20 protein-coding genes are annotated in these 19,176 nt (G+C 60.3%); 4 read left to right on the top strand and 16 right to left on the bottom strand.

The annotated features are described in order from the left end of the window. Positions 1-193: 193 nt before the first annotated feature. Positions 194-550, bottom strand: coding sequence for a hypothetical protein (locus AT699_RS28370; RefSeq protein ID WP_006226467.1), 357 nt, complete (start codon positions 548-550; stop codon positions 194-196). A gap of 91 nt (positions 551-641) precedes the next feature. After that, complete coding sequence (locus AT699_RS28365) at positions 642-1,250, bottom strand: outer membrane lipoprotein (protein ID WP_006226466.1); 609 nt, start codon at positions 1,248-1,250, stop codon at positions 642-644. Between the two features lie 298 nt (positions 1,251-1,548). Between AT699_RS28365 and AT699_RS31760 the strand changes: the two genes are divergently transcribed. Beyond that, positions 1,549-2,166, top strand: coding sequence for a hypothetical protein (locus AT699_RS31760; protein WP_124260339.1), 618 nt, complete (start codon positions 1,549-1,551; stop codon positions 2,164-2,166). A 525-nt stretch (positions 2,167-2,691) separates the two neighbouring features. After that, complete coding sequence (locus AT699_RS28360; protein WP_006226465.1) at positions 2,692-3,153, top strand: DUF3577 domain-containing protein; 462 nt, start codon at positions 2,692-2,694, stop codon at positions 3,151-3,153. Positions 3,154-3,631: 478 nt separating this feature from the next. Here the strand turns inward: AT699_RS28360 and pilM are convergent, their stop codons facing one another. From pilM to AT699_RS28295, 13 genes are all read right to left on the bottom strand, one after another. After that, positions 3,632-4,084, bottom strand: coding sequence for a type IV pilus biogenesis protein PilM (pilM, locus tag AT699_RS28355; RefSeq protein ID WP_006226464.1), 453 nt, complete (start codon positions 4,082-4,084; stop codon positions 3,632-3,634). A gap of 40 nt (positions 4,085-4,124) precedes the next feature. Further along, positions 4,125-5,363, bottom strand: coding sequence for a shufflon system plasmid conjugative transfer pilus tip adhesin PilV (gene pilV, locus AT699_RS28350; RefSeq protein WP_006226463.1), 1,239 nt, complete (start codon positions 5,361-5,363; stop codon positions 4,125-4,127). Further along, on the bottom strand, positions 5,360-6,355 hold the full coding sequence (locus tag AT699_RS28345) for an ATPase, T2SS/T4P/T4SS family (RefSeq protein WP_006225788.1): 996 nt from the start codon (positions 6,353-6,355) through the stop codon (positions 5,360-5,362). The genes pilV and AT699_RS28345 overlap by 4 nt, the downstream gene beginning before the upstream one ends. Beyond that, on the bottom strand, positions 6,355-6,918 hold the full coding sequence (locus AT699_RS28340; RefSeq protein ID WP_006225789.1) for a type 4 pilus major pilin: 564 nt from the start codon (positions 6,916-6,918) through the stop codon (positions 6,355-6,357). The genes AT699_RS28345 and AT699_RS28340 overlap by 1 nt, the downstream gene beginning before the upstream one ends. A 51-nt stretch (positions 6,919-6,969) precedes the next feature. Continuing rightward, complete coding sequence (locus AT699_RS28335; RefSeq protein WP_006225790.1) at positions 6,970-8,019, bottom strand: type II secretion system F family protein; 1,050 nt, start codon at positions 8,017-8,019, stop codon at positions 6,970-6,972. Beyond that, positions 8,006-9,709, bottom strand: a complete 1,704-nt coding sequence (locus AT699_RS28330) for a GspE/PulE family protein (protein WP_006225791.1) — start codon at positions 9,707-9,709, stop codon at positions 8,006-8,008. Before AT699_RS28330 ends, AT699_RS28335 begins: the two co-directional genes overlap by 14 nt. Before the next feature lie 6 nt (positions 9,710-9,715). Next, complete coding sequence (gene pilP / locus AT699_RS28325; protein WP_223283304.1) at positions 9,716-10,054, bottom strand: type IV pilus biogenesis protein PilP; 339 nt, start codon at positions 10,052-10,054, stop codon at positions 9,716-9,718. A gap of 166 nt (positions 10,055-10,220) precedes the next feature. Continuing rightward, complete coding sequence (pilO2, locus tag AT699_RS28320) at positions 10,221-11,549, bottom strand: type 4b pilus protein PilO2 (RefSeq protein WP_006225793.1); 1,329 nt, start codon at positions 11,547-11,549, stop codon at positions 10,221-10,223. 4 nt (positions 11,550-11,553) lie between these two features. Then, on the bottom strand, positions 11,554-13,305 hold the full coding sequence (pilN, locus tag AT699_RS28315) for a PilN family type IVB pilus formation outer membrane protein (RefSeq protein WP_052017902.1): 1,752 nt from the start codon (positions 13,303-13,305) through the stop codon (positions 11,554-11,556). Further along, positions 13,302-14,294, bottom strand: a complete 993-nt coding sequence (locus tag AT699_RS28310) for a TcpQ domain-containing protein (RefSeq protein WP_006225795.1) — start codon at positions 14,292-14,294, stop codon at positions 13,302-13,304. The genes pilN and AT699_RS28310 overlap by 4 nt, the downstream gene beginning before the upstream one ends. Next, a complete protein-coding gene (locus AT699_RS28305; RefSeq protein WP_081247809.1) occupies positions 14,295-15,614 on the bottom strand; it encodes a TraB/TrbI/VirB10 family type IV secretion system protein in 1,320 nt (439 codons plus the stop codon). Then, complete coding sequence (locus AT699_RS28300) at positions 15,611-16,579, bottom strand: TrbG/VirB9 family P-type conjugative transfer protein (protein ID WP_006225797.1); 969 nt, start codon at positions 16,577-16,579, stop codon at positions 15,611-15,613. Before AT699_RS28300 ends, AT699_RS28305 begins: the two co-directional genes overlap by 4 nt. Next, entirely contained in the window at positions 16,579-17,388 is an 810-nt protein-coding gene (locus tag AT699_RS28295) for a VirB8/TrbF family protein (protein WP_054488777.1), read from the bottom strand. Before AT699_RS28295 ends, AT699_RS28300 begins: the two co-directional genes overlap by 1 nt. 246 nt (positions 17,389-17,634) lie before the next feature. Between AT699_RS28295 and AT699_RS31265 the strand changes: the two genes are divergently transcribed. After that, positions 17,635-17,847, top strand: coding sequence for a hypothetical protein (locus tag AT699_RS31265; protein WP_052017976.1), 213 nt, complete (start codon positions 17,635-17,637; stop codon positions 17,845-17,847). Next, entirely contained in the window at positions 17,844-18,005 is a 162-nt protein-coding gene (locus tag AT699_RS31755; RefSeq protein WP_155523078.1) for a hypothetical protein, read from the top strand. The genes AT699_RS31265 and AT699_RS31755 overlap by 4 nt, the downstream gene beginning before the upstream one ends. Positions 18,006-18,010: 5 nt before the next feature. Here AT699_RS31755 and AT699_RS28290 read toward each other — a convergent pair whose 3' ends face one another. Then, complete coding sequence (locus AT699_RS28290; RefSeq protein ID WP_058207508.1) at positions 18,011-19,030, bottom strand: type IV secretion system protein; 1,020 nt, start codon at positions 19,028-19,030, stop codon at positions 18,011-18,013. Positions 19,031-19,176 lie beyond the last annotated feature (146 nt).

Genomic DNA, 19,176 nt, shown 5'->3' with positions numbered 1-19,176 from the left:
TCGTCGCGTGCTTGAGGAGCGCGTCTACGACAAACATTTGAGCGAGCGGGCCATAGGAGGAGAACTCCATTAAGTCCGTGACGCACTCAACGTTTGTCATTCTTTCTCGGTTTGAGTGGTGAGGCATAGTTGGGCCTTTAAGAGGGAGGCCCCCCAATCGGGAGGCCCCGATGGGTCAATGAGAACAGCAGTCTTAGATCGGATGTTCGGAGAACGTGCCATCCGCCTGGTGTGTGACGAGGCGGTTGCCCACGTTATTGCGACGATCCGCAAGCACCTCGACGTACATGCTCTCGGGAAGGGTAATGCCGAGTCGATGCAAGACTCCGCGGAAGTAATCGAGGTCCAACCCAAAGGGATTTCGCTCGTAAAGATTTGAATAAAGGAAGTCGCCGCCGAATTCGCCGTCGTCGTCTGCATCCGGATCAGTGTCAAGAAGCTCGACCGGCTTCGGTATGACCAGGAAGAAATGGCCCATGGGGCGGTCCCAGCCTAGATTGACCGTGATGGCATGGCCGTTGTGCAGGGTTTTGAAGAAATGATTGCTCATCGCAAGCTCCGAAGAAGAGCCCACTCGCCCGTTCGGGCGTGGGCCCGGTAGGGGAAGGAGCAGGGCGTCCAATGGGCGCCACTGCTTGGGTTTAAATCGGGATGACGCGAACTGCGCCGGCACCGCTCAGGACTTGGACCCGTTGGCCAGGCTTGAGCGGGATGTCAGCCTCCTGCGCGATTGCTTGGGTTTGACCACTATCGAGTCGTACAACGACTTCGATGCCAGCGGCTTCGGACACCTTGCGTTCGACAGAATTGCCGGCGATACCGCCGATGAGCGCGCCTATGGCTGCCGCGACATAGGACCCCTTGTGGTTTCCGATGGCGCTGCCCGCCAATCCGCCTAGTGCGGAACCTGCTGCCATGCCTGCCCCGGAGTTGTAGCCGGCCTGAATGGTGATTGGTCGTGCCGAAATGACCGTCCCCGATTGGACCTGCTGCACCTGCTGAGCTTGCTGGTAGCTGTACACGCCGCCTGAGGCGCTCTGATTTGCACATCCGGCGAGAAGGCCGGTCACCGCGATCGAGGTGACAATAGCCGCACGTCGGGTGTTGCCTCGGCTATGCGTGAAGCCGTGGGCGCATGCGCGCACGGCCACGTAGGCCCGCGGTGCCAGGGAAATAGCCCCCCAGACAATGGCGCCGACGCAGATGCCAAAGGCGATAGAAAGGCTTGCAACGCTGAACGTTGAACTCATGTCGGTTCTCCTGAATGAAAAAGGGGAACCGCCGCCCCATTCGGGGAGGAAAGTTCCCCGATGGGCTGAAAAGACACTCCTGGTCGCTAGGACCTGCGGTCACCGAATGGTGGAGCCAAACCGCAGCACTGCAAAAGATGCCAGATGAGCTCTGACGGGCATACTGGGCGGAATCCTACACACAATCTCAACGGTTTGGCAAGAGGGCTACCGAGCTTTTTTGGAGCTTGCCGCCGCTCTATGATGGTTGCGGTGCTGCGGTGGCAGCGTCCTGTTTTGCCGTGGCTTAGGAATAAACTTGAACTCCGTATTTTCAATCCCGAAGTACGTGACACGATCGGTGTTTGCGGGGCTCGGCCTGGTCGCGGTGATCGCACTGTCTGGTTGCGCGACAACCTCCGGTGCCCTGCATGTCGCGCCGGAGGGATTGGACTTCGACTACACGGTCAGTTCGGACGGCGGCCACGTTGCGGTACGCGCATTTGGTGACCATGGAAAAATCATTCTGGTCCTGGACCAGCCGTTGCCGTCGAAGCTGCGGTCGGTGCCAATTGAACTGCCAGGAGGGGCTCGGGGAGATGCCGAGGTGCGAGGCAACTACGTTTTTGTACCTGGCAGGCCGGACCGCTTCTCCGTGCTGCTGCCTGCAGGCCGCGTTGATGTCGTTCGATCGTCTGTTCTCGCAGCGGCAGGGTCCGACTCCGACCACATACCCGTCCAAAGCCCACCAACCGCCTCTGGCGACGAGGGCGACGGCGACGAAGTTGAATCCAACCTCGACTGGAGTGCTTCGGAGGTTCAAAACGGCGCTGCAGCTCCGGTCCTACAACAAGGCGGGCCAGTGCCAGCGCGGCCTGTCGGCTATAACGATCTCCGGCTGGGGCCACTGCCGCCCACAGGTGAACAACCTCGATGAAGGAACTCGCAATGAACATTATTTCTCCCTGGGCAAGCAAGTGCCGTGCTGGAACTCAGGCAAGACACGAACGTCTTGGTGACGTGTCAATCCTCGCTGAATGTGGGGATAGCCGAGAAGTCGAAACAGTGACGCTGGACAGCGAAGGGTGCGAAGTGCGCGCTGTCGAAACGGTGCCGGCGGCGGAACTGACGTCGGTCGACCCGTGCCGAGACTTGCTGCCGCGCCGAGCTCCCGCGACCATACTTTCCTTTAAGGCTCCGAGTCCGGAGTGAGGGACTTTCCTCTCTCTCGAAAATTGGTGTGGTGCTGCAGGAAATTCCATTGATTTCTTCATCGCCGAAACGTAAGATGTCGGCTAGAAAGCCGTCCGACAGCTTATGTCGGAATCTTTTGTAGCACTGCGGTTTGGCTCCACCATTCGGTGACCGCAGGTCCTAGCGACCAGGAGTGTCTTTTCAGCCCATCGGGGAACTTTCCTCCCCGAATGGGGCGGCGGTTCCCCTTTTCTTTAGGAGATCCGTCATGGCTCAAGCAAACACCCCCAAGTACTTCGATGCTCATCTTCGTGGCCTCGGCTATGTTCGTCGTGTTCGCGAAGTTAAGCCCAAGAAAGGTGCTCCGTTCCTTGCGTGCAGCATCAGCATCTTTCACGGTGAGGCGCAGGAAGGCAGTGCGGATTCACTCACCTGGCTCAATTGCGACGTAAAGGTCGTCGGCAAAGACGCCATCAAGGTCATGAGCGAAAAGCTTCAAGAAGCCGCGAACGACTCCAGCCGCAAGGTCCTGGCGTCCGTGACCATCGGCGATCCGTACATCGACACCTACAAGATCACGAGCGGCACCCGTGCCGGTCAAACAGGGGTGGTCCTCAAGGGCCGCTTACTGAAGATCCACATGGCGAAAGTTGATGGCGTGATGGTTTATCAGTACGTTGAACCCGAGGCTTCGGCCGATGGCGTTCGAACTGGCACGGATGACAACTGAGTCCTAGCCAACCCCGGAAACTCCACACACGTGGAGTTTTCTTCAATGTGCGCCGGTGGTGCATATTGAAGAAGACTTCGCAGGTTGTTCAGTGCGCGCCGCACTCAAAAAGGCGCATCCCGAATATCTGGTTAGGCTGCTGAACAGGCCAGATGAAAAAAGCAGTGTCCTCCACCCTCAGTCGATTCGGTGAATTGGCGTTCCTCGATCGAAATTGAGCTACCCGTCGCGGCCCTGAACCGGCCGCGGCTCTCTCTTCCGATCCCGGCTCTGTCCAGGGCAGGGCACACTTGGCCCGAGTAGGCTTGCCAGAGGCGACTTCGTCGTCTGTGGCAAGCCTATAGTCAAGCTTACTCGGGCGCCAACCCTATCCGCTATCCCAGGCCAGCAGCGGCCCGTAACGCTCGCAACCTTAGCGCATGAAGCGCTCCAACCCCCGCCCGGCACCGCCGGACGGGGGTTTTTGTTGGCCTTGCGGTTAAAGGACGTACACAATCGCCCCGTCGGGCACACCGGGCGGCAACGAAAGGACTGCCGCCCCGCCAGAAGGCGAGCTCAGAATACCGCTCCTGGCGACGCCAAAGAGAATCGGCAGGCCATCCTCGTCGTCCGGGAACATCCGGTATAGATCTACCGCGCGTCCGCCTGGAAGAAAGTAGATGTAGGCGGTGCCACCCACAACGACATTGCCCGTGCCGAACTGTGGGCTGAACCAGGTCGGAAGGTCGAGCGCCGTGGACGGGGCTGATCCAGAAAACGTTGGGTTAGATTTTGCAAACCTGGCTACTGAATTCGCGTAGATGCGCAGACTGCCTCCGGACACGACCGCCTCGTGCTGCTGCTGCATATCCAACGTAGTCTGCTCCGACGTGGAGGCCAGAGATGCAATTAGGATGAACAGCGCCAGCAGCGGAATCATCAGTATGCTCATAGCTGTGCGTCCTTTGGGACGGGGTCGCCGCCGGAGGTGGTCAAGAGATCCCGCAGCACGTGTAGCCGTGCCCGACGTTGCCCGCGTACAGGCTCTTTCCCATGACGTTGTAGAAATTCTGGTTCCTGCCTGCGCTGGTTACGCTGGTTACGATCATGCCGGCCGGGCACCAAGAGTTGTCCGTAGGGAGGTAATTATCGGCACGTCCCGCGAAGTAGTACTCGCAGCGAAATTGTCCTCCGCCAGACTTTCGCCACACTCCGGCCTGGCAGGATAGGGGTTCACCGATTCCCGTCCTGGCCACCAGGCCGTTTGCTTCGCATGCCCAGCCTTCGTTGGCGACCCCGCCGACGTACACGTATTCGTAGGCGTTGAGGCGTCCGTGAGAATAGGTTTGGCCCATCGAACGTAGTGCCCCGCCGCGGACTTCGCCTGCAGTGACCACATGATTGTCATTTAGAACGCGAAGCCAGCCATCGTTGCCTGCTGTATACCAGCCGCTACGGGTAGATCCGTCAGCGTTCTGTATTACCAGTGCGCTCTTAGTATTGATATTGCCGGAGGCCTCCACGGTCTGAGTGCGAACGGTGCGTGTGTTATTGAGGTCATTGCCATTCATGTCGATACTCGTGTTCATCCGGTTGACCTCTGGCCTCCCAGCGACCGAATTTCGATAGAGATAGTCCGTAACCTGGCCGGCGCTGTTGAAGAACAGCGCGGTGGCCAAGTTGCCGCCGGGCAATGCCAGTCCGAAGCCGGAAACCGGCACCTGCCAGCTTCCCATTGAGCCTTGAGCTATGGCGGGCTGGCGCGCGAGAACGAACCCGCCTCCCTCCAGCAATGCAGCGGTACGACGCAGGTCTTGTTCCGGAATGTCGCCGCCACCTGTCACCAGGAGTGCTTCGAGAATGTTCTGGCCACCCTGCGTTACGCGGCGTACTGCGAGCGTATAGGCCTGGCCGTAAGGATTGAGCGCGGGCAGGGCGGCGGGCAGGTTCCCAGCGTTGCGGATCGTGTCCAGTGAGATCGTGACAGGACCGCCGGCGGTAGCAGCCAGAAGAGATGCATAGTTGTTTTTGACGTATGCCGCAGCGGCGTTGCCCACCTGTTTTTGATGAAATGCCGCTTGGCGGCTTGTGAGCGTGGCCATGTAGTCGGTCTGGTTCCAGAGCCATGCTCCCAGGCCTATCGCGAAGAGAAGGAGCACCAGCATGCCCTCGACCATTGTGAAGCCCGCCTGCTTTCGCCTTGAAGCGGTCAATTGGTAGCGTCGGTTCATAATCTGTTCCCGAAGATGGCAGCGGCTTTCTGCGCTGCAATTTCTGTGTTCAGTCCGGCGAAGTCGCCTTTGCGGATCTTGGCCCGGATGGCAGTGTCCTCTTTGCCATCCAACACCAGCCAGTTGATTTGCAGGCGCTTGGCAATCCCAGTGCCTGTTTTGACTGTTTCAAGCTGTTGGTGAATCACCGCGCTGATGTTGTCAGCCAGCATGGCGTTGAACGACTCAACCGATGCGCCCGAGCCAGCGCATAGCGATTGCAGTTTGGTGAAAGTGAGCTCCGGACTGTCTGCGTGCAGTGTGGTGAGGACGGGCCATCCGTTGCCGCTTACACGGACGACCTCGATTGCGGAGGACGGGTCGCGGGTCTCCCCAAGATAGAAGATGTTCGCGCGAGAACGCAGCCCTCGCATAAGCTGCTCTTGGTAACCGCCATGCTCGCGTGCCACCTCGATTTGAATCGCGCGGCCCCTCCCGTGCATGCCATTCAACGATGTTTCAGGCGGATCAGCCAACGCGATGCCAAGCCCACCATGCCGTTCAAGCCGGTCGATGAAGATCGCATCAGCGGTGGACGTCTTTCCGTGGCGCATTCCTCCCGACACGACGACTAGGCCACTCAGCTTCGGCTGTATCAAATGGTTGAATAGCCGGTCCGCCATACCGAGCGATCTCAGCGGTCGTGTCTTCACATCCGCGCGGGCCAGGATGAATATGTCCTGCGAGTCCACGTCGAAGAGCTGCGTCACCCTGAACTTCTCCTCGCCTAGGGTGGCGGTGAACTCCGACTTCGTCAGTGTCCGCAGTGCCTGCCTGCATTGCTGACGCAGCAGATTGACGTCCGCCTGCAGGTGGCCCGGGACCTTGTCTGAGAGCGATTGACTTCCCTCCAGTTCACGAAGCTCGGCGTAGTCGGGCCCGATGATCATATCGACGAATCTCAGGTCGAGGAGGCTGGTTGCCTCCTCCAAGGTAACGGGTGTGTTGTCCATCAGCGTGCAGTCATTACAAGGTCAACATTGCCGGTGGTTGGGCAATTGGTCATGCTGACGAACTGAGCCGTCCGGGAGAGGTTGGCGCGCAGAGGGATGCAATTGCTGCTGGGGACAGCCCGGTAGGTAATCACGAACTGGGTGGCCGATCCAACGACAGTCACCTCGCCATCCCAACTGTGATACAGCGTGCCCGTCGTCGCGCCGACCATGTTGCTCGGAATCGCGCCGGCGGCTTGTAGCGCCGCAGTTGTGACATTGGCGTACCCATTCATGTCCCGGAGGAGCTTGGCCCCCTTGACGAGCTGGGCGATGTTCTGAGCTTCCGTGTTGTTCTCGGTGTCCTTATTGAGGACGTAGTAGCCTCCAAAGATGGCGCTGGCCACGATAACGGCAAGCAGCATCCACGCCAGGAAATCGGCGACGGAGGCTCCTGCTTGGCGAGCTACCGGCGTGCCGGCGTGAGGAAGCGCATAGCCAGTGACCTTCTGCGAAGCGCCGTCGGATAGCGACTCGCGATCGGCTGGTGCAGCGGTGCAGGAAGGGTCGATGTTAAGGGTCATGTGATGCTCCAATAAACGGGAGTAGTTGTGCAACGCGCCTTCGGCGCGCAGTTAGAAAACTCGATCGCCCATCGCGGCGGTCTGAAGTCCGAATAGTCCGAAGAAAATCACGGCGGCGAGTGCGGTTACGCCAATCAAGCCCAGGAAGAAGATGACCTTGCCCGACGCCTCAAGCCGCAGCGCGGCGTTCTCTGCCGAGTTGGCAGCAAACTCAGACAGCGCATAGGCGAATCCCTCGCGCGAGGCGATTGTGGTGATGTACGCGATCGATTCTTCGTCCGGGAACTTGTGACCTGCCAGGTCTAGCGCGACGCCAAGGTTTTTGCCCATACTGAGGCCATACATAGTGTCTTGCAGGCGCTGTTGCAGCCAGGGGCTCGCGTGCTTATGGATATGCACCATGGTTTGCAGCAAATCCGCACCGGCATTAAGCAGGATTGCGAGATTGGAAAAAAAAACCGCGCCCTGCATGGTCTTGTACGTGGACCATGGGGGAATGCGTTCGAACGCCAGCCTCATTGATCCGGTCCAGTTGGGCAGCGACCAACGGATCGCAAAGCCAACCGCGACAAGGCCGGCCAGGATGAAAATGCCGAAATGCCGGATGGTTTCGCTCATCCAGTAGACAAAGGCGGTGTACCCCGTCCAAGTTGTTGGATCCGAGCCTCTGGCGAAAACTGGGACCACCTTGAAGGAGACAAAAGCCAGTAGCACGGCGGCCATAGTTAGAATCACTGCCGGGTACGCGACAGCGCTAATAATTGCGGCGCGGACACGTGCCTGGCGCTTGATGTGCTTTATGGCGTCTTCGCACCCGGTGGCGATGTCCCCCGCTTTCTGGGCTGAAGCGAGCATAGAGATCTCGGTGCCCGGAAGCCAACCTTCGAGTGCCTCGGAAAACCGATCGCCGCTCATCCCGCTGGAAAGGCGCACTAGCACCTCGTGTGCGAAGACCGCGATAGTCGCCTTCGGGCGGCGACCATTGCGGCTATGCGCCTTCTGAATGTCGACAAGGGCGTCGAAGACCGGAACCTTCGATCGCGCCATGGCGTAGAGGGTTCGGTAGATCACTATGCGGCGACGCGAGCTAAGCTTTGCCATGACGAGAGCTCCGGCGGTTGAAGAGTGTCCGCTGGGCGCGGCGCGTGCGCCTGGCCTTGCGCGGCCCTATGCCTTCAGCGAGCCAGTCGTCGCTGTCTAGCGGCCGAACCATAAGCTCGCCGAGATCCGGATCCACGCGGCCTGCTTCGATCAATCGGATCAGATGCCCGCACTGGGTTACGCCACCCATCTCCTGCACCCAATATTTCTGCGCAGCGAACGTCCCGTTCTTACGGTAGACCGACATCAGTGAGGGGGTCGGGGACACCACTTCGGCGCAGACGGTACGTCCGACCAGGCCGCGGCGGCAATGCGAGCAGCCCTCGCCTCGAATCCGAACACCCGATACGTCGCAGACTCGCCTAACCCGGTCGCGAAGCCCCGGCTCAAGTTCGCCCTCCGCTTTGGCGAACGGCTTGCTGCAATGCCGACATAGGACCGGAACTAGGGCCTGGTTGATGATGCCGATGAACAGGGTTGGATCGGTGAGCAAATTGCGTGGCACGCCGGAATCTTCGAGCCTGTCAAAAGCGCTCATAGCATCCTTGACGTGCAGCGTTGCAAGGGTAGGGTGGCCGGTTAGCGCTGCGCGGATAGCAGCTCTCACCGAGGCCTTCCCACGAATCTCGCCGATCAGAATCGAGTCCGGATCTGACCTCAGCATGTGATCGATGGCATCGACCCACGCTGCTTCAACGTCTTCTTCGCTGGTGCCTGCCGGGATAATCGGTTCCTGAACTGCCACGTAGACGGCCTCGGCGCCATTGCGGACGGTGACCACCCGAATGGGCTGCTCGACGGGGTCTTCGGCCGTCGCGACGATGAGCTCCCCTTCTGCTTGCAGCAACGCTTGCTTCAGGTAGTGGTTCAGTGTGGTGGACTTGCCCGAGCCAGTGGTCCCTGTCACCAATACGATTCCGGACGTCTTGCGGCCGAATGATCGAATTTGGGCACATTGTTCGGGCAGGTAGCCGAGCTCCGCCATGGACTTCGGCGAGTCTCCGGTATCGGGATAGAGACGGATGACGAGCTTTCGACCGCGTGCCGCTGGGCCAGTCGCAATCCGGCAAACAAACAATCCCGACTGGCGGGCGTAGCGCTCCATGAGTCGAGCGTTCTGCTTTCGGGACGGCTCGTAGTTGTCGGGCTTCTCGCACATCGACGTGTAGAGCGTGGAGATTAGGTCCTCCGCCACGGCGCGCTCCAGGGTGAATCGACTCTCCGGAATGCCGTTGATTCGGTATTTCACATACGTCTTATCGACGTCGGGAAGAAAGTGAATGTCGCTCGCGCCCAGGCTCGCTGCCTCGGAGATCATTCGATTGATCTGTTCTTGCTGGGCGGTCTTGGTGTTTCCGAGGCCTTCGGCCATGGAGAGCGCAGCGCCGTCCTTCGCGGACTGCTGTAGGCGTTTGATCTCGGTGTGACTGACCGTCCGCAGTTCGAAACTTACTCGGTTGAGGCGAAGGCGCGATATGTATGACATCACACGCATATCGTCGCTGTGCTCTTCGTCCACGTACAGGACGCCGTCGTCGGCCAGCACGACGCGGTCGATTACGTACTCAGGCGCCTGCCAGTCCCCGCCGACAGCGCTGAGATTCTGAACTCGGCGTGCAGGCGCCATGGGCGGGGCGAGTGTCTCGTTCTGGCCTTCGGGCGAGTTGGGGGCATGGATGGTGGTGTCCATTTATGTTTACCTTCCAGGCTGGAATGGAACCGCGGCCCCGGGGAAGGGAGACGTCAGGCGAACAGAGCCCTCGGTAACGCTTTGGGGGGCTTCCGCCGAGAAGCCCAGGCGTAGGTCTTGACCGTTCCGCGTAAGGACCACCCTGTCTACGGAAATTGATTTCACGCGATAGCCTCCGGGGATGTCCTCGCCTGCGCGAGCTGTGGCCTGCGCGCCGCCCGCGTACACCAAAATGGCGGATAGCTTCCCTCCAATCCCTTGTACAGACCGAACCGTAGGAACGCCGGTCGCACTGCGATCTTCGACGCGAGACGTCTTTTCGTAGGCCAGTTTTGCTTCATTCATTCCGGTCAGCGCTTCATAAGTGAGCCTGCGTAGCTGGATTTCGGCGAGGTCTGCGAGGGTGCTCGCGGTTGCGGGGCCAGAGTCGGGCGAGCGCGCGACTTGCCCGACCGCGTGGGAGACAGGTCCGAGCATCAGAGCGACGAACGCCGCTAGGCCAAATACGTTCTTACTTTCCATAGATCTCTCCTTTAAGCGTGTAGGAGAGCTTTCTCTCCTTGAGGGACGTAGACTGCTCCAGCAGCCGCACGCCGCGCGTGTCAAAACCGGCGAAGACGGAGGCGGCAGGCCAATCACTGACGATTTCGAAGGTCGCAGTGCTCCAGTCCGGGGCGGGCTCGCCTACCTGCTCGTTGGGGGTGCTGTGAGTAGGCGGAGCCTTTGGCGCGACCTTGATCGGAATAAGCTGCTTCTGGAGGTGGGAGACAAGGCTATCCACCCTGTGTCCGATCTCCAGCATCTCGTCGTCGCCTCCCGCAGGCGCTTTGGACATGACGCGCACTGTCGCTTGGTCGGCGTCCGCCTGGATCGACACGGCGTATCCCGGGGGAAACACCGCTGCCGCTGCTGCTCTGAACTCCATGACCGTGGCGCCGGGCCGCCGCGCATATGCCGCCTCGTATGAACTCGGCGTGCAGTTTTGCGCGCGGAGTTCCCATGCAGCGACATCCAGTGGTGTCGATCTCGCGGCTGCTATGCAGTGCGAAATCATCGCGGGCACGGAGGGCGTAGTCGTCCATGGATGTACCAAAGCGGCAGGCCGAACGTCCTGGCCACTATCTTTCCGAACGCGCTCCAGCTCGGCCTGGCGGAGCCGTTCAAGGCGTTCTTCGCGCTCGCGTTCGTGCTGGCGCCAGACCATATAGACGATGGTGAGCGCGATGATCGCCGCCACCGAAAGGGCCAGGAGAAGCCATTCGCGGCGACTCAGCCCGAAGCGAAGCGGCTTTAGCTTGTGATCGCGCGTGGCAGCTCGGGCGAGTACCTCCAGCGTGACAGATGCATCACCGCCAAAGTCGAGCTCGGATGGGGCGTAGACGGTGACTTCCTTCCCCTTGGAAGAGAGCAGCGCGTAAAGAGCGCGCACTGCGTCCTGTGCCTGAGCCAGAGTGTCGAAAACAACGTCCGAGTCAGGCACCACGCCGCCATCCTTGAACGCGACAATGGCGAATCGCCCATCTCCGACCGCGAAGGCCGCAATAAGGGGGTCGAGCGTGGACTGCCCCTCTTTACGCAGCAGCAGGTCCGCCACGATCGAGGCGAGGCTGAACATGCCTTTCTGAACTCCCGCTTGCTTGCGCACAAAGCCGGCCTGGATGATTGTGGGCAGTCGGCGAATAGCGACGATGTCCATACCGTCTCGCTTGCCGATCTCGCGCGCCTCTTTCATGACCTTTTGGGGTTGCGAAAGTGTCTGCCAGTACAGACCGGAAACGAGGGACTTTCCGCCGGCCGAGATCACTATCACCCGGCCGGGTTCTGGTTGTTTCGGACCCATAGGCTCAGCTCGCTGTTGCTCTGTAGTCGCCAGCGCTGCCGCCAGACTCGTGAATCTCGGAGTCATCATCCAAGACGATAGGGGTGATTAGAATCACGACCACCTCGCGTCGATTGTTCGTGGAGCCCCCACCGCCCGTGAGCCAGTTTGATGGGCTGAACATCCCGCTCCTGTTCCCGCGGTCGACGTTCTGCTCGAAGCCGGAGAGAATCAGCGTCTGACCTGATCGGAGGCGTACACGTTGGGAGAAGATTCGGCTGTCCACCTCCGGGACTTCAATGGAGTTGTCGCCGCTCGTGACCGTGCGCAGGCGAGGATCTGTTGAGAGGTTCATCGTGAACTGCAGCAGCATCTGGTCGCTGTCGATCATGAACGGGAGAAGATCCATGGAGAAGCCGGTCGTGACGGTCCCCGGTGTGAGCGCCGAGGTTGAGCCAACTTGAGCCGTGGCGGTGTTGGATACTGCAGCAAGATAGCTGGTCTGCTTTGCTACCTGGACTGGGACAGGCTGATAGTTGAGGGTCGTGACCGAGGGCTGTGTCACGATCGATACGCGACCTTGGCTCGACAGCGCGCGGAGAATGGCTTTTGAGCCAGCGAACTGGCCGGCTGTGCCGGTTGCGGTGTCCAAGATTCCGATTGAGGCCGAGCCCGCGCTAGAGGCTGCGGTGAAGGCATTGGCGACAGTGATTCCGTAGTTGCCGTTCAGCGACTTGTACACAGCAGTCAAGTCGAGGCCTTGGTCATCTGTCTCTGTCCGCTGCACGACTGCCACGGTGATGTTGAAAAGGGCCTGTCGCGTGATGTTTCGGTTCTCTGTTTTGAGATAGGCCGCGATGCGGCTGAGCACGTCCGGCGTGTCCGTGACCGCCACGGTCCCAGTGCTGACGGACAAGCTCGATTGGCCCAGACCTGGAGTGAGCATGCTTTTGATCATCCGGTCCACATCCTCCGCCAAGTTCGATTCAATCGAAACCATCGTCGTCTGTGTGGAGCCGCCTGACACGGTGCTCCCGCCTGAGCCTGAGGAAGACGTGGCGCCGGCGGCACCCTGACCGCTAGTGCCGGATGATGCAAGCTGGGTGCCAGATTGCACGACAGACTGCATGTTGGTCTTGGACTGGATTGCGTATATGCGAAAGACTCGGGTGTCCAGGTAGTGGATCTGGACGGCGCCATCACGGAAAGTCCAGCTCAAGCCCAGTCGTGAGGTCACGGCATCGAGCAGCCCCGGTAGGGGCTTGCCGTCCCAACGAATGCCGGAGATCGTTGTGTCTCGTGCGGACATCGAGGGCAGCGATGAGCCTGCGCTGAGGGCGCCGACCCCGCCTGGGGGGATCGGCCCCCCGGATCCCGTCGGTGGGGTCATATCAGGCGTCCTGGCGGCGGTGCGTGCACCACCGCTCAGCGCTGTGATGGCATCAGGGGTGATCCTGACGGGCACTCCGCACAACGCCGTCACCGTTTGTCCAAACTCAAATACGCTGATCGGAGCGGCAGGGACAAATGTGATTGGGCATTGAAGGGGTGCGGGATATGCGGCCGCAGACGGCCGCGTAATTGGCGTCTTCGATACCCACGGGCGATCGATTACCTCCACTGCGCGATCTCGGGTCTTTCGCATGCTGGCTGCGCTGGCGGCGTGCTCGCCGTAGGCATCGTCCACGCGCGCCTCGGTATCCTTAATGCGCTGCAGAGCGCAGCCAGACAGGGTCGTCGCGAATGCGATCGCGATCACAATTGCTTTTCTCATCATTTCCTCTCCATCACTTCCAGTACTTTGTTGTCCCGATAGGCGAGGCCATTGAATTTCCTTTTGGCGACGTCATACGCAGCTAGCAGGTCATTGGCCGCATCCCAAAATTCGCCTCGGAGCGTGACCGGGACTTCGATGATGTAGTCGAAATCGGGGTGCCACTTGACGGGCTGCCACCCTGCCGCTTGGGCCCAGCCGTCGAGCGTCTGTTGAACGGTCTTACCCGTCTCGGCGTGCCACTCCTGGACGGGGGGTGGCGGCGGAACGGGCGGAGCGGTGCTTGTGGCCGCGGTGACATCGACGGTCGTGACGGGTGCGAGAGTGGCGCCACCTGGCGCAATGACGTCAGCTCCGGAGCGGCTGTCTCCCGTTTTTGGCTCCGCGATGGGTCCGCCTAAGGCGACTCCCATGAACGCGGCCAGACTGGAGCCGTCTGGCATCGAGGCGACGAGGGGCTGTGCGGTCGCCTGCAACGCAGGGGCGGGTGCAACGATTGGCTTGTACGACGGGTCAGGCCCGGCAGCGGCGTCAGCGGCAGTGCGACGAAATGCCAACTGCTCTCTCGTGGCAGGGACCGCGGCGCTGCCCGTCTGTCGAGCCGGCGTGGCCAGTCCCGTGTAGCTGCCTTCAGGCGGAATCCCAGCGCGCCACGCTACCGCTTCTCGCTTACCGAGTCTGAAAGCGAGGCGGGCTTCCATATGAGGCACGACAATGTATGGAGACTGCGCCTCCCAAGCGAGCAGAATTCGCCCGCCAGGTGCGTCGGCGAAAATGGCCGGGATCTCGGTTCCGGGTGCGAACTGCAGATACACCCTCTTGCCGTTGTCAAAAATCTGCACAGGAGAGATACCGCTGTCGCCGGCCTGCTTCCAGTTGAATTCATACACGGCCGGCACGGGGGCCGAGAACTCGGGCTGGGCGGCGGTGGCGATGGGCGGCATCAGCGCAGCCCATGCAATGACTATTAGATGGGTGAGGCGATTCTGCATTCAGTAGCTCCTGACTATGTTGGGGTCAAGCACGAGATCTCGCGCGACGACGATGTTTATCTTGTCCGCAGGTTCGAGCGTGAGGGTCCTCTTGATCGACTGATTCCGTTGGAGAATCTGACGGACGGTGTCGCTTAGTGCTTGACCCGCGGTGCCTGTCAGCGTCGAAGTGGCGTTGCCGCTGTTCGAGCCGCCACTTCCCACGTTTATGGTGACGTTCTGGCTCTTGTCGTAATGGCCTGCCAGCGCCGCCACTGCAGCTACGCCGAAGGCGCTTCCAAAGCGCTGCCAGAAGTGGTCGTCAACCTGTGCAGCAATGCCTGCGGCGCCCGTCCGATCGGAAATGTCCCAGCCGCCTAGAGCCACCCGGCCGCCGCTCGGGAAGTCCATCCGGTTGACAGACATGAGGATGCGGCTTTGGCCTTCAGCGATGTCCGTGCTCACCTCGCCAGTGAGCGCGGTGCCTCTCTCTATGAGGAGGTGCTCGCCACGTAGGCTGTCGTAGACGTCCGACGTCACCATGGCGCGGAACGTGCCCGGGGCATCTGTATTCAGGGACTGCTGGATCACAGCAGGGATGATCCAACCTTCGCGGATGTAGTATGGGGATGGCGCTGCGGAGGCGAACAACGGCGGCTTTATGTTGCCAGGAGTGCCGGCCTGTCGGCCGGCACTGGCCTGCGGTCCAACGACCTGGCCAACCGTGTTGGCGGGGCCACCGGCCGGCTGCGCACCAGGTATACCCCCGGCGGAAAAGCCGGAGGTGTCGATGCCGGCTGCTGTAGCGACGGTAGACACGTCACGAAGTGCTGCTTCCGCGCCGGCTGGGTCGCGATGCGATGATCGCCCGATCGTGGTTTGAGGTTCGTCGGCGTCCTGCGATTCCCAGAAACCGATCTCCACTGCGGAGAGATCCTCCTGTTGCGCGATTGTCACTGTGTTGCGGTGGTCCTCTATCCGCCTGGCATCGGCCTCGGTGCGAGTTGGCTCCGTAGTCGGAGCTTGATCAGCGATCTGCGGCGCATTAGACGGCTTGGGCGCGGCCTCTTCGTTCCGACTGAGACGGTCGCGTAGCTGGTCGGCAATCAGCCGCTGCACTGCGAATGGATTTCCTGCTTCCTTGGCGGCGCGCTCCTGCTCTTCCTTCCTAGCGCGGGCGTCGGCGGCGGATTCCGGCGCTATTCCAGCGAGCCGTCGCACGAGAACGAAGCCGAGAACGACGGCGATGAACGTGATTAGGACGATCTTGATCAGTCCTCGCGACACCGCAGTACGGCGTTGGGGCGAAGGACTGCTGGAAGGGGAGGGAGCGGCACTCATGGGTATGTCGCGCTGTTGAGATTCTTGACACCAGACACGCCGCAGCCGAAGAGCCCGCACGCTTTGCCGCGCCGGTTAAAGATGCGGACCTCATCTTTTCGAAGCTTCAGCAGTGCCCCATCGGGGAAAAGTCGCTGGACCACAAAGTAATTGCGGCGAACCGTAAAGTTGACTAGCTCTGCCGTTCCGTCCGCTCCCAGCGCGAAGATGGCGGGAATCTCCTGTACGTCGGCTGGGAGCTGTATCCAGGTGAACTTCCCATCATCGAAAACCATGGCGGGCTTGAACGGCGCGCTACCTTCCACCCGGTAATCAAAGTTCGCCTTCGAAATGTCGACGATGTCGGCCGGGCGCCCACCCTGGTGGGCACGCGACGATGAGCCAGAGCGGACGGCTGGGGCCGGAGCGTCCCATTCTGCGCTGCCCATTGGACCGTTCGGGCTGGCGGGCATCGGACCATTGCCTCCGAAGGTGTCCAGGCCGGCTACTGCGGAATCCTGATCGGGGTCCGCAGCCCAGTTGACGCGCTTGTAATACGAGCCTTTGGATGCTGAGACGAAGGTGACTTGATAGGTGCGGAGGTTCGTAATGATCGTCGCGGTGTTGAGCAGGTTGTCGCCCTTCGACATGACAAAAAGATCGCGCTTCGTTCGGGCCGGCTTGAACGTCCAACGGCTGGCGCTGGTATCCGACGCGTAATAGCCCTTGAGGATCTCGCCGGCGGCGAATTCCAGATGAACCATCGTGAAAGGCCGCATTAAGACGGGGTAGTCATAGTCGCGATCGAAGTTGAAAGTGACCAACCGCGCATCCAACGGCATCGGAACTGCAGCGTTCGGGCCCGTTCCGGCACGCTTCTGCGCCTGCGCGACCTCTGCTCGGACGTCGCTCTCCTGCGCGTGCGCCGGGACGCCCACGCAGAGCACGGCGATTACCGCTGCAAGTAGGGAAATGGCCTGACGCATTACTGTGCTCCCTGAATTCGAACGCTCGTGGGGCCGAAGTAGTCCGTGAGGGTCCACCACTCGATCTTGACGCCAAGCGGGTTGGAACGCTGCTCATCGATCGCTTGCTTATCGGTAGAAAGGAGGAATCGGATTGTCAGAAGCTTGGTTTTCGGCTCTCCGAATTCCTTGCCATTGACGCGCTCTTGCAGGGTGAGAAGCATGTAGGCCTGTTTACCGTCCACGCTGTAGGTGGTGGAGTTCTCGGTGACTTCACGCGTGAGTCCAGGCTGATCCGCTATGCGGACGCCGATCGGATCGACCTTGGCGAAGTAGTCGGTGAGCTGATCTGTCGCTGTGCCAATGGTCCAGCGAGTTGCTTTCGGGATGTCAACGTCGATTGAGTCCGACGGGTTCGGTTTGATGGTAAGTAGCCAGGTGGCCCATTGGCGCAGAAAGAACGTCTTATTGGCGGTTTCCGGCGTGAATCGCTCGGCAACACGGTCGGAAATCCAGACCGCGCCCGAGCGGGCGTCCCACTCGACGAAATAGGGGGTCTGCTGCTTGAGTGGCACCAACTGATATAGGGCAATGCCCTCGACCAGGGCGACGAGGAAGAACGCGAAGGCGACTAGCGCGGAGCGGTCGGCTTGTTGCAATGGACGCTGGAACACCGCGTAGTAGAGACGATGCGCGCGTTGGGTCAATGGGAGGATGTGCGCGTCGAACGACGGGTCCTCCGCGGTTTGGACGGGCGGCTGGGAAGTGTCTGTTGGGCGGAGATCTGGACGGCGACGGCGCATGAAGCGGCCCTTGAAGTTGAGGGGCATGGTTAGGCTCAGCGTTGGAGAGGATGCGTGGACGCGCACGCGTCGACGGCGCGGATGCAGTTACCGCTTGAAGAAAGTCCGTAGGAAGGGATAAACTCAAGCCGTAGGCTCGACCTTTGCCCGTGGCAATCGTTGGCCACACCAGCGGGCAGGGCGCCCTTGCGGAGGCCCTCCATACCAGAGTGGTCCGAGTTGGCGTTTGATAGACTCGGGCCCATCGAACAAAAATCGTATGGGGTGTCCACCATGTCCAAAGCAAAGTTCGGCTTGCTCGTTGCCGTCGCCGCGATTGCGATCGGCGTGGCTGTGTATGCGTTGCAGAAGTCGCGGGGATCCACCGCAGCAACGTCGATTGAACAGTCGAGCGTGGCGAAGCGGGAGGCCATTAAGCAGATGACACCGCTTTGTTTGGCCGGGATGGATTGCCCTGCAAATGCATCTGCCGGAGATAAGAGATGAGCGGACTGTTGGGATTCGCCGCGCTTGCGATCTTGGCGCGCGCTTTTCTGAAGGGCTTCGCTGCGGCGGGTCGCGACGACGGTGTCGGCGAGAGCTACGCTGACCGCTTCGACAAAGAATGGGAAGAGGAGTGGGCGCGGGAAGTGCGCGAGGGTTGAGGAGGTCATCGCTTGCCTCCGCTGCGCAAGATTTTTGCGGCCATGCCGCGGCCCACCATCCCTCGTCCGAAACTTTGCGCGTTTGCGCTGCCCCCCGCAACGAGCGCCTGTGCAAGGCCTGGTACTTGCCACATCATGTATGCAGCGATGAATCCTAAAAGGGCGATCGCGATCATCGCAATTTCATTGGACGCGAAGTAGAGATCCGCCTCCTTCCGGCTGTCGATCTTGTCGTAAAAGCTGACCAGTGTCGGGACAACACCCTTCGTTATGAGCACAGCGACAAACCACGCGACAAGCTGCTGCAGCGAGGCAGCGATCATGAATCGCAACCAGCCGTCGAACAAGAAGGAAACAGCGGGGATGATCGATAGGCCGACTAGCAGCGGCCCGAGGGCGAGACCGAGCTGCAGCATGACATAGGACATCTGCAAGACGACAATGAACGCGATCGACATCAGCACCATCGCGATGATTGCCAAGATTTGGCATAAAAAGATCACAAGGATGAGGGGCAAGTTCTTGAGAATCTCGAAGAACCCAATCTGATCTTTGTTGACGCATTCGGCGGGGCGTGAGTCGATGATCCAGTCCAGAGGATTCAGTGACCACCCTCCATGCATCTTGCAGTAGAGGGACTTTTCCGATTCCTTGCGCTTGCCATCGGCGATGAGCGAGATGGTGTCCATCGTCAACTTGAGAATCTCGACCGGATTTGCCGAGCCCTGAGTAATCTTGGTCGACGCTTCCTTGGTCGCGGTAACGAACATATCTCGCGGAACGCCATTCATGCTCTGCACGATCACCAAAACCACACCCATCCTCAGGATCAGATTGAAGAGGCTGACGAGGAACTTGACGGTGTCGCTGGCGAGGAAATAATCACGGAGCAGAAGCCAGAGAGCCGTACCCGAGGCTCCAACGGATAGGAGGATCAGCCCCTCCTCTTTAAAAATGTCGGCCAGGGCAAAGCCGGCCGTGTTGACGGCCGAGAACGCCTGATTGAATAGGGCTGCGACGTCCATGTCAGCCTCCGAGATGCCAGCCGAGCGCGCGAGCACCTGCATCAAGCGCGAAGAGGGCGGCGGATGTGAAAATCACTGCGACAAAGCCGGCTAGCGCGTTGGGGGACGCGCTGTCGACCTGCACGATGGCGATCGCCAACGACAGC

It is taken from the genome of Achromobacter xylosoxidans (assembly GCF_001457475.1).
Classification (GTDB): domain Bacteria; phylum Pseudomonadota; class Gammaproteobacteria; order Burkholderiales; family Burkholderiaceae_B; genus Achromobacter; species Achromobacter xylosoxidans.
The sequence above is the reverse complement of the archived record's forward strand: the minus strand, read 5'-3'. Positions and strand labels throughout refer to the sequence as shown.